This window comes from Pseudomonas sp. NFACC37-1 (assembly GCF_900101575.1).
GTDB classification, from domain to species: Bacteria; Pseudomonadota; Gammaproteobacteria; order Pseudomonadales; family Pseudomonadaceae; genus Aquipseudomonas; species Aquipseudomonas fluorescens_AA.
In genome coordinates this window covers 364383-374620 of the sequence record NZ_FMUZ01000003.1, presented here as the reverse complement: position 1 = coordinate 374620, position 10238 = coordinate 364383, and the positions used below count along the sequence as shown (strand labels likewise).

Annotated in this window: 10 protein-coding genes and 1 pseudogene; 3 read left to right on the top strand and 8 right to left on the bottom strand. The window is 61.2% G+C overall.

From position 1 onward, the window contains the following. From BLP82_RS31365 to BLP82_RS06210, 4 genes and pseudogenes are all read right to left on the bottom strand, one after another. Positions 1–232: pseudogene (locus BLP82_RS31365) on the bottom strand (ISL3 family transposase); the annotation flags it as partial. Positions 233–389: 157 nt separating this feature from the next. Beyond that, a complete protein-coding gene (gene ccoM, locus BLP82_RS31840; protein ID WP_025212288.1) occupies positions 390–506 on the bottom strand; it encodes a cytochrome c oxidase subunit CcoM in 117 nt (38 codons plus the stop codon). A 144-nt stretch (positions 507–650) separates the two neighbouring features. After that, on the bottom strand, positions 651–812 hold the full coding sequence (locus BLP82_RS31150) for a hypothetical protein (protein ID WP_092166070.1): 162 nt from the start codon (positions 810–812) through the stop codon (positions 651–653). Positions 813–906: 94 nt separating this feature from the next. Continuing rightward, a complete protein-coding gene (locus tag BLP82_RS06210; RefSeq protein WP_060738828.1) occupies positions 907–1248 on the bottom strand; it encodes a hypothetical protein in 342 nt (113 codons plus the stop codon). Between the two features lie 230 nt (positions 1249–1478). Here BLP82_RS06210 and rapA point away from each other — a divergent pair, with 230 nt between their 5' ends. After that, complete coding sequence (gene rapA / locus BLP82_RS06205) at positions 1479–4325, top strand: RNA polymerase-associated protein RapA (RefSeq protein WP_092166068.1); 2847 nt, start codon at positions 1479–1481, stop codon at positions 4323–4325. A 250-nt stretch (positions 4326–4575) separates the two neighbouring features. On the opposite strand, the gene BLP82_RS06200 is transcribed toward rapA, so the two are convergent. From BLP82_RS06200 to BLP82_RS06185, 4 genes are all read right to left on the bottom strand, one after another. Further along, positions 4576–5418, bottom strand: coding sequence for a cache domain-containing protein (locus BLP82_RS06200; protein ID WP_092166066.1), 843 nt, complete (start codon positions 5416–5418; stop codon positions 4576–4578). 229 nt (positions 5419–5647) lie between these two features. Further along, entirely contained in the window at positions 5648–6523 is an 876-nt protein-coding gene (locus tag BLP82_RS06195) for an ATPase (protein WP_092166056.1), read from the bottom strand. Between the two features lie 106 nt (positions 6524–6629). Continuing rightward, complete coding sequence (locus BLP82_RS06190; RefSeq protein ID WP_092166055.1) at positions 6630–7622, bottom strand: NAD-dependent epimerase/dehydratase family protein; 993 nt, start codon at positions 7620–7622, stop codon at positions 6630–6632. 42 nt (positions 7623–7664) lie between these two features. Further along, a complete protein-coding gene (locus BLP82_RS06185) occupies positions 7665–8573 on the bottom strand; it encodes a LysR family transcriptional regulator ArgP (RefSeq protein WP_060738833.1) in 909 nt (302 codons plus the stop codon). A 98-nt stretch (positions 8574–8671) separates the two neighbouring features. Here BLP82_RS06185 and BLP82_RS06180 point away from each other — a divergent pair, with 98 nt between their 5' ends. Both BLP82_RS06180 and BLP82_RS06175 read left to right on the top strand, forming a co-directional pair. Further along, entirely contained in the window at positions 8672–9274 is a 603-nt protein-coding gene (locus tag BLP82_RS06180) for a LysE/ArgO family amino acid transporter (protein ID WP_092166054.1), read from the top strand. 175 nt (positions 9275–9449) lie between these two features. Then, on the top strand, positions 9450–10046 hold the full coding sequence (locus BLP82_RS06175) for a superoxide dismutase (RefSeq protein ID WP_060738835.1): 597 nt from the start codon (positions 9450–9452) through the stop codon (positions 10044–10046). Positions 10047–10238 lie beyond the last annotated feature (192 nt).

The window sequence follows — 10238 nt, the reverse complement described above, 5'->3', positions numbered from 1 at the left end:
CAACACGCCTGAGCAAAACGCGGAGGCGCACCGCACGACCGAGAATCGGCAAGTCACGAACGGTACGCTCGCAATACTCATGAGTGCTTGAACAGGTTTTCTGGCACCCGCCGCAGGATGGGAATCGGGTGGGATGGGGAATCAGGTCGATCTGAAGCGCGTCGCCATCAGGCTTGATCGTGACGACAGAAAAGCCCTCCCAAAAAGGAAGGAAAGTATTAATATCGCGCATAAGAACGCCGGTTTGTTAGATGTGTTTGCTCGCACGAACATCATCAATCAAATCGGCGTTCTTGTTTCTGTGTTTCCCGGGATTCCGTGAAGAACCAAAAAAAAGGGCGACCGAAGTCGCCCAAAATGCCTTGCGTGCTCGTTGTAGCCGGAAAGACCTACGGCTTTTTCCGCTTGTGTGCGTCTTTCCAGATGAATAATCCGAAACCTGCGAAAAACACGAACATGAGGCCGACCGTCAACACCCCGGCAAACACCACATTATCGAAAAACATGACTGGCCTCCTGGTCTTGCCCCTGTTGCGATGGGTTCAAGGTAACCAATCAGGCCTGGATGAAAATTGACCGGGGTCAATAACGCCCGCAACGGGGCGCAAAGGTGGGGAAATAACTGATCTGCATCAATGGATCGAGGGGGTTCAGCGCTTTTTCGGTTTGTTTTTCGGCTTTTTCTTGGACTTACCCAACGGCATGGCCTGCTCGAAAGCCTGGCGGACTTCATTGAGGCGTTTTTCGTTGAGGTCGTGAACGCGCTTGGCGCGCTCGGCACTGAGGTCGATCAGCTTGTCGTCTTGGCTCATGGCGTGTGGGCATCGTGCAGTGAATTGCGGATGCGCCCATGATGCGGGCTGTTGGCGGCGTTGACCAGCCTGTGCGTGCAGGCAGGCACCTGGATCAGATCTGGATATCGACCCACAGGCCCTGGCGCGTCTCGTCGTCTATCAGCGGCACCACTGGCACGGTGTTGTCGGCGTTGAGCTCGGTACCCGGTACGGCGAGGTGTACTTCTGGGTCTTCATCGGCCTCGCGGCGGCGGCGGTCGCGTTCCTGCTGGCGACGCTGCTCCTCGCGCAACAGCAGCGCGGTCTCTTCCGGGTCGCGCTTTTGCAAGTCAATGGTGCTTTCATTGGAGCTTTGCTGCACCGGGACCACGGGCGGTATGTCCGGTCGCTGGCGAACCGGATCCTGTTGAGCGGTGATGGGTACGGCGCTCAAAGGGAGCATGGGTGGCAACATAAAGTTCTCCTGTCTTCAGGTTGTCGGCGGCTAAAGTGGCAGCTTGAACCGCCGGTCCGAAACTTGTGACCCAGTTGGCAATTGCACCGTTCACCAGGGCCGAGCTTGTTTGATCGCTGGGCAAGCGTAAGTTCCGTGCCATTGGTAATGAATCAGCGTACGTAAATCCTTTGGTCTGAAGGATCCTTCCGTTAAGATAACCGGCTTTTTCAAGGCGGGAGTCAGGCAGCATGGCGCAGCAGTATCAACCGGGGCAACGCTGGATCAGTGACAGCGAAGCCGAGCTGGGTTTAGGCACCGTTCTGGCACAGGACGGCCGCTTGTTGACCGTGCTCTATCCGGCCACTGGCGACACTCGCCAGTACGCGCTACGGAATGCGCCACTTACCCGTGTACGGTTTTCACCGGGCGATGTGATCACTCACTTCGAAGGCTGGAAAATGACCGTGCGCGAAGTCGATGACGTCGACGGCCTGCTGGTCTACCACGGCCTCAACGGGCAGAATGAAGTCGTCACCCTGCCCGAGACTCAACTGTCGAACTTCATCCAGTTCCGCCTGGCCAGCGACCGTCTGTTCGCCGGCCAGATCGACCCACTGGCCTGGTTCTCCCTGCGCTACCACACCCTGGAACACACCAGCCGCCAGTTGCAGTCTTCGCTTTGGGGCCTGGGCGGTGTACGTGCCCAGCCGATTGCCCATCAACTGCACATTGCCCGTGAAGTGGCCGACCGCATTGCGCCGCGGGTGTTGCTGGCCGACGAAGTGGGCCTGGGCAAGACCATCGAAGCCGGCCTGGTCATCCACCGTCAATTGCTGTCCGGCCGCGCCAACCGCGTCCTGATCCTGGTACCGGAAAACCTCCAGCATCAATGGCTGGTGGAAATGCGTCGGCGCTTCAACCTGCAGGTCGCACTGTTCGACGAAGAACGTTTTATCGAAAGCGATGCCAGCAACCCGTTCGAAGACACCCAACTGGCCTTGGTGGCGTTGGAGTGGCTGGTGGACGATGAAAAGGCCCAGGATGCGCTGTTCGCCGCCGGCTGGGACCTGATGGTGGTCGACGAGGCCCATCACCTGGTGTGGCACGAAGACCAGGTCAGCCCGCAATACGCCCTGGTCGAGCAGCTTGCCGAAACCATCCCAGGCGTGCTGCTGCTCACCGCGACCCCGGAACAACTGGGCCAGGACAGCCACTTCGCCCGCCTGCGCCTGCTGGACCCGAACCGCTTCCATGACCTCAAGGCCTTCCGCGCCGAGAGCGAAAACTATCGCCCGGTGGCCGAAGCCGTGCAGGAGCTGCTGGACAAAGGCCGACTCTCGCCCGAAGCCCACAAGACCATCCAGGGTTTCCTGGGCAATGAAGGCGAAGCCTTGCTGACCGCCGTCAATGATGGCGATGTCGAAGCCAGCGCCCGCCTGGTGCGCGAACTGCTGGACCGCCACGGCACCGGCCGCGTGCTGTTCCGCAACACCCGCGCCGCTGTGCAGGGCTTCCCCGAGCGCAAGCTGCACGCCTACCCGTTGCCTTGCCCGGACGAATACCTCGAATTGCCGTTGGGCGATCACGCCGAGTTGTACCCGGAAGTCAGCTTCCAGGCCCAGCCGGACGCCAGCGAGGAGGAGCGCTGGTGGCGTTTCGACCCGCGGGTCGAGTGGCTGATCGACACCCTGAAGATGCTCAAGCGCACCAAGGTGCTGGTGATCTGTGCCCACGCCGAAACCGCCATGGACCTGGAAGATGCCCTGCGCGTGCGTTCCGGCATCCCGGCCACGGTGTTCCACGAAGGCATGAACATCCTGGAGCGTGACCGTGCGGCGGCCTATTTCGCCGACGAAGAGTTTGGCGCCCAGGTGCTGATCTGCTCGGAAATCGGCAGTGAAGGCCGCAACTTCCAGTTCGCCCATCACCTGGTGCTGTTCGATCTGCCGGCACACCCGGACCTGCTGGAGCAGCGTATCGGCCGCCTGGACCGGATCGGCCAGAAGCACACCATCGAGCTGCATGTGCCTTATCTGGAAACCAGCCCGCAAGCGCGGCTGTTCCAGTGGTACCACGAAGCCCTGAATGCCTTCCTCAACACCTGCCCGACCGGCAACGCCTTGCAGCACCAGTTCGGCCCGCGTCTGCTGCCCTTGCTGGAGGAAGCCGACGATGGCCAGTGGCAAGCGCTGATCGACGAGGCCCGTGCCGAACGCGAGCGCCTGGAAGCTGAGCTGCACACCGGTCGCGACCGTTTGCTGGAGCTCAACTCCGGAGGCGCCGGTGAAGGCGATGCGCTGGTGGAGGCCATTCTCGAGCAGGACGACCAGTTTGCCCTGCCGATCTACATGGAAACCCTGTTCGACGCCTTTGGTATCGACAGCGAGGACCATTCGGAAAACGCGCTGATCCTCAAGCCGAGCGAAAAAATGCTCGACGCCAGCTTCCCCCTGGGCGACGACGAAGGCGTGACCATCACCTACGACCGCAACCAGGCGCTGTCGCGCGAAGACATGCAGTTCATCACCTGGGAGCACCCGATGGTGCAAGGCGGCATGGACCTGGTGCTGTCCGGCTCCATGGGCAACACCGCCGTGGCACTGATCAAGAACAAGGCCCTCAAGCCCGGTACCGTGTTGCTGGAGCTGCTCTACGTCAGTGAAGTGGTTGCCCCGCGCTCGCTGCAGCTGGGTCGCTACCTGCCGCCGGCCGCCCTGCGCTGCCTGCTGGACGCCAACGGCAACGACCTGGCCGCCCGGGTCTCGTTCGAAACCCTGAACGACCAACTCGAAAGCGTGCCCCGCGCCAGCGCCAACAAGTTCATCCAGGCCCAGCGCGACCAGCTCACACCGCGAATCAATGCCGGCGAAGAGAAGATCGCCCCACGTCACGCCGAACGCGTGGCCGAGGCCCAGCGCCGCCTGGCCGCCGATACCGACGAGGAACTGGCCCGCCTGACCGCCCTGCAAGCGGTCAACCCGACCGTGCGCGACAGCGAGCTGGTGGCCCTGCGCCAACAGCGCGAGCAAGGCTTGGCGATGCTTGAGAAGGCGGCGCTACGCCTGGAGGCGATTCGGGTGCTGGTGGCGGGCTGATTGCCGCAGTAGTCCGAAAAAGGCCCGCAGCGATGCGGGCTTTTTTGTGCAAACCTGCCGAACACAGAGATGTTGGACTGGGAACACGGTCAACGTGGCGAGGGGATTTATCCCCGCTGGGTTGCGCAGCAGCCCTCTGCGTTTCAACTGACAATCGCGGCGCATGGTGGATTCTGGGGCTGCTGCGCAGCCCAACGGGGATAAATCCCCTCGCCACAAGGCCCTATCAGCCTCAGCCTCAGCCTCAGCCTCAAGGACTGTAATATCCCACCGCCACCAGGAAATGCCCGACCTTCTTCAGGTACGCGTGTTTATCCTCGACCTTGCCCGTCACCGGATTCTTCCAACGGTACTCGTACTCTCCCTCGCCCTGTTTCCCGATCAACGCCAGGATCGGCTCGCCCACCGGTTTGCCATCCGGGTCCTTGACCTTGGCGAAGTCGGTATTGATCAAGCGCAAATTGGTGCCATGGCCGACATAACGCCGGGTATCGAGGTCGACGACAAAGACATACAAGTCATCCTGCAGGTAACCGCCCTTGAGGGAGTTGACCGCCGTCAGCGTGGCCTTCTCGTTTTTCAGCAGATCATCCGAGGCCTTGTCCAGCAACGCCCTGGCCTGTTCGGCGGAAGCCCGGGGCAGGTAGTAGCCGACAGCCAGGATTCGCTCGCCGATACGTTGGAAATACACATGCTTGCGCTCGACCTTGCCGTCCGCCCAGTTCTGCCAGCGGTACTCGGCTTGCTGGATGCCACTGGCCTCGGGGGTTTTCAAGGCGTCCTTGAAGGCTTTGCGCAAATCCGGCCCCAGCACCTCGGACACGTCCCGCCCGATCAACGCCGAGGACGGCCCGCCGCTGGCAAGCATCACACCTTGGGTATCCACCACGAACACGTAGCGATCCTTGTCGACGAATTCCCCTTGGCGACTGAAGGCGGCAAAGGCTTTGTCGCCGTTGTCGTGGTAATAGACCAAGGCCTTCTCCAGCAGCGCCCGGGCCGCCTGGCCATCGTCCGCAGTGGCCGCCTGGGCCTGAGCCAGCCCCAGCATGAGCATTGCCCCCAGCCAGGCCATCCTGTGAAAAAAACCCATGCGTGCGCCCCTCGTTCTTGTTGGTGTTTCAAGAGCGTAGACGGCGTGGGGTGATGTTGGAGTATTCAGGGGATTGCTGGGGAGCCTGGGGAGCCAGAGGTATTGATATTGACTGACAGGACGTCATCGCGAGCAAGCTCGCTCCCACAGGGTCAGCACCCTCCAGTGTGGGAGCGAGCTTGCTCGCGATAGCGGCGGCACATTCAGAAATGATGCGCGCACAAACGGCTTATTGAGCCCCAGCGCGCAGTTGCTGCTGCAAGTTCTGGATCTGCGCCTGCAAGGTGTTGATGTTACGGGTGACCTGGCCGCGGAAGGCGTCGAACTCGGCCGTGTTGCCGCCCTTGTCCTGCTGGCTCTTGAGCACGATCACGTCCTGCTCCAGACGGTCGATGGCAGAGTTGGAAGTGGCTCTTTTCAGGGCGGTGATGTCAGCACCGATGCTCTTGAGCTGGGCGTCCAAGGCACCACCCTCGCCCTGGCTCCTCAGGGCGGTCACTTCAGCCGCCAGCGCCTTGACCTGGGCCTGGAGCTCCTTGTTGGACGCTTGCAACTGCGTGTTGGTGTTCTGCTGTTCCGAGGCCTGGGCGATGAGCTGGGCCAATTCCTTGTCCAGGTCGGCAGAGGGGCCGAACGTGGCCTGCTGTAGTTTGTACTGCTCCTGCAGCTTGCCGTCGAATTGCCGCCCCTGTTCCTGCAGCTTGTTCTCCAACTGTTTGATCTGCAGCTTCAAGGCTTCACTGTCGCTCATGACGTTGGACTGCCCGGCGACCACCTTGCCGGAAATGTCCTGCAAGCGCCCCGCCGCATCCTCGCTGATGCGGGCGAAGCTTTCCTGAGTCGCCACCAACTGCTGCTCCATCAGGGAAATCTGCTGGAAGCTCCACCAGGCCAGGAAACCGAATGCACACAGCAGCGCGCCGACCAATGCCCACAGCGGCCCGGTGCTGGGCCCCTTGACCTTGGCCGCGGCAACGGGCGCCGGGCGCGCTTGCACGTGAGGCTGGCGGCTGGGCATGAAATCATCGTCATCGGGAATGTCGGCCCGCATCCGCAGGCTCGGTACATCATCGAAGTCGTCGTTGGCATCGTTACGCATGGGCATGGTTCGACCTTTGGGAAACCGATAATGGCTTGATGCGGCGAGTATAACCCTCTCGCCCGCCGCACCGATTGACCCCGAACCTGGCACTCGGTTCATGATGGGCCGATCAGCGGGCTGTTTGGACACCCCACCAGGCGCAAAATTCATCGAGGGCGGTCCACAGGCTGACCTGCGGATCGTAATCGAGATAATGCCGGGCGCGACTGATATCCAAGGTGAAATTTTTGTTCATGACCTGCATGCCCAGGCGCGACAGCGTCGGTTCGGGGCGGCCTGGCCACAACTTGCAGAATCCTTCATTCAGGGCCGCGACGCTGTAAGCCAAGCCGTAGGAACGATAACGTCGAACCTGTGGGACTTCCATCTGGCGCATTACATAATTGACCACATCCCATAGCGGAACCGGTGCGCCGTTGCTGATGTTGTAGGCCTTGCCCAAGGCTGAATCGGTGGCCAGCAGACTGCTGAGCAACGCTTCGTTGAGATTCTGCACACTGGTGAAGTCCACCTTGTTCAACCCGTTGCCGACAATGGCCAGTCGGCCCTTGCGCTGCATTTTCAGCAGGCGTGGGAAAATGCTCATGTCACCGGCGCCGGTCACGAAACGCGGGCGCAGGGCCAGCACTTCGAGGCCGAACTCCTGGGCGCCGAAGACTTTCTGCTCGGCCAGGTACTTGGTGGCGGCGTAAGGGTGCTTGAAGCGCTTGGGCACCTGTTCTTCGGTCAGCCCGAGGTGGTCACGGCCGTCGAAGTAAATGGACGGCGAGGACAGATGAACCAGGCGTCGCACCTTCTGCTTGAGACAGGCTTCGACAACATTTTCCGTGACTTGGACATTGCCCTGGTGGAAATCCTGATAGCGACCCCACAGCCCCACGGAGCCGGCGCAATGCACCACGGCCTCGACATCCAGGCACAGGTCGCGGGCCAGCAGAGGGTCGTTCAGATCGCCTTGGACGAACTGCGCACCACGACGCACCAGATGTTCCACGCTCTCGGCCCGGCGACCGGTGACCCGTACATCCAGGCCCTGCTCCAGGGCGAAACGCGCAAAGCGCCCGCCAATGAAGCCGCTCGCGCCGGTGACCAAAATCTTCATGCATGCTCCTAAAAATCAGATTCGAGCTACAAGCCACAAGCGTCAAGCCAAGCGCTTTTCACTTACCGCTTGCAGCGTGCTGCTTGCCGCTGCGATCAATCGCTCAGTCAATAAGCCGAGCAACTGCCCACCATTGCGCCAATGATGCCAGTACAGCGGCACATCGATCGGTTTATCTGCCAACAATTCCACCAGCACGCCTCGTTCCAGCTGTTCGCGCACTTGCAGCTCCGGCACCAGCCCCCAGCCCAACCCCACCTCGGCAAGACGGATGAAACCTTCGGACGAGGGGCATAAATGATGCTCGAAACCGCCCTCCACGCCCACGGACGCAAGGTAGCGATGTTGCAGGAAATCATCCGGGCCAAACACCAGTGCCGGCGTACGAGCCAGTTGATCGGCCCGCACGCCGTCGGGAAAGTGCCGGGCGATGAAGGCCGGGCTGGCCAACGCCCGGTAGCGCATCGCCCCCAGCAGCACGCTGCGAGCGCCCGCCACCGGGCGTTCGCTGGCGCAGACACAGGCCGCCACTTCACCGGCGCGCATGCGCTTGAGGCCCACGGTCTGGTCTTCTACCACCAGGTCGAGCAACAGGTGATGGTCGGCGCAGAAATCTCCCACGGCAGCGGCCCACCAGGTTGCCAGGCTGTCGGCGTTCAAGGCGATGCGCAGACGCTCCGGCAGCCCCTCTTCATCCAGCGCCGGCACCAGGCTCTGCAGGTCGCGCTCGAGCAGCCGCACCTGTTGCACGTGGTTGAGCAACCGACGGCCGATTTCCGTGGGCGCTGGCGGTGTGGCACGCACCAGAACGGGCTGACCGACGCGCGCCTCCAGCAGCTTGATCCGTTGGGAAATGGCCGATTGCGACAAACCCAGCACTTGGGCCGCGCGCTCGAAACCGGCCTGCTCGACGACGGCGGCCAGGGCAGAAAGCAATTTGTAATCGAACATCAGTTTCCCTAATGAGCAATCAGCAATATTGGTTTTTCTTATACAGCTCACCACAGGAGAATGGCCAGCAATTCATCAATTGACCGGGGGATAAAACGATGTGGCAAAGCTATGTGAACGGGCTTTTGGTGGCCCTCGGGCTGATCATGGCCATCGGCGCCCAGAACGCATTCGTGCTGGCCCAGAGCTTGCGCCGCGAGCACCACTTGCCGGTCGCGGCGCTATGCATCGCCTGCGACGCCCTGTTGGTCGCCGCCGGGGTGTTCGGCTTGGCGACCTTGCTGGCCCAGAGCCCGTTATTGCTGTCGATTGCCCGTTGGGGCGGCGCGGCGTTCCTGCTCTGGTACGGCAGCCAGGCCTTGCGCCGGGCCTGTTCCAGGCAAAGTCTGCAACAGGGTGAGAAACAGGCTGTGCGCTCGCTGCGGGCCGTGTTGCTCAGCGCGCTGGCGGTGACGCTGCTCAACCCCCACGTCTACCTCGACACCGTGCTGCTGATCGGGTCCCTCGGTGCCCAGCAAAGCGTGCCCGGCGCCTATGTGGTGGGCGCGGCCAGTGCCTCATTGCTGTGGTTCCTCACCCTGGCCATCGGTGCCGCATGGTTGGCCCCCTGGTTGGCCCGTCCAAGCACCTGGCGGATCCTGGACCTGTTGGTGGCGGTGATGATGTTTACCGTGGCGATGCAATTGATTGTCGCCGGCTGATTATTCCAAACCGCTCTGGAACCTCTATTCCACACAGTTGTTGCGTGGTTATGCCGCACCCCCGGTGCTATGATCCGACTCCTGCGCCGCAAAGAGTACAAACTCCCCGGCGCTAGTCTGGCCGCCCGTGATCGGCCTTGCGCTCACCGCAACTGACCTGATTAGGAGAATCACCATGGCTTTCGAATTGCCGCCACTGCCCTATCCACACGACGCACTGGCGCCACACATTTCCAAAGAAACACTGGAATACCACCACGACAAGCACCACAACACCTACGTCGTGAACCTGAACAACCTGGTGCCTGGCACCGAGTTCGAAGGCAAGACCTTGGAAGAAATCGTCAAGACTTCCTCGGGCGGTATCTTCAACAACGCCGCTCAGGTCTGGAACCACACCTTCTACTGGAACTGCCTGGCGCCAAACGCCGGCGGTCAACCAACCGGCGCCCTGGCTGAAGCCATCAACAAGGCATTCGGTTCGTTCGACAAGTTCAAGGAAGAATTCAGCAAGACGTCCATCGGCACCTTCGGTTCCGGCTGGGGCTGGCTGGTGAAAAAGGCTGACGGTTCCCTGGCCCTGGCCAGCACCATCGGCGCCGGCAACCCGCTGACCAGCGGCGACACCCCGCTGCTGACCTGCGACGTGTGGGAACACGCCTACTACATTGACTACCGCAACGTTCGTCCGAAATACGTCGAAGCGTTCTGGAACCTGGTCAACTGGAAATTCGTCGCCGAGCAGTTCGAAGGCAAAGCCTTCACTGCCTAAGCTCGATGCCAGACAAAGGAAACCCGGCACCGTGCCGGGTTTTTTTTGCGCGACAAAATTGATCGCAGGCCAAATACGTCGTGTCTGGAACCCAAGAAAAAATCCCGACAGGCCTCAAGTTGCGGTGCCTTTCAACCGACACAATGGTCATAGAGCAATCACTCCGGAAAAAACGTACATCGGCCAGGTTTC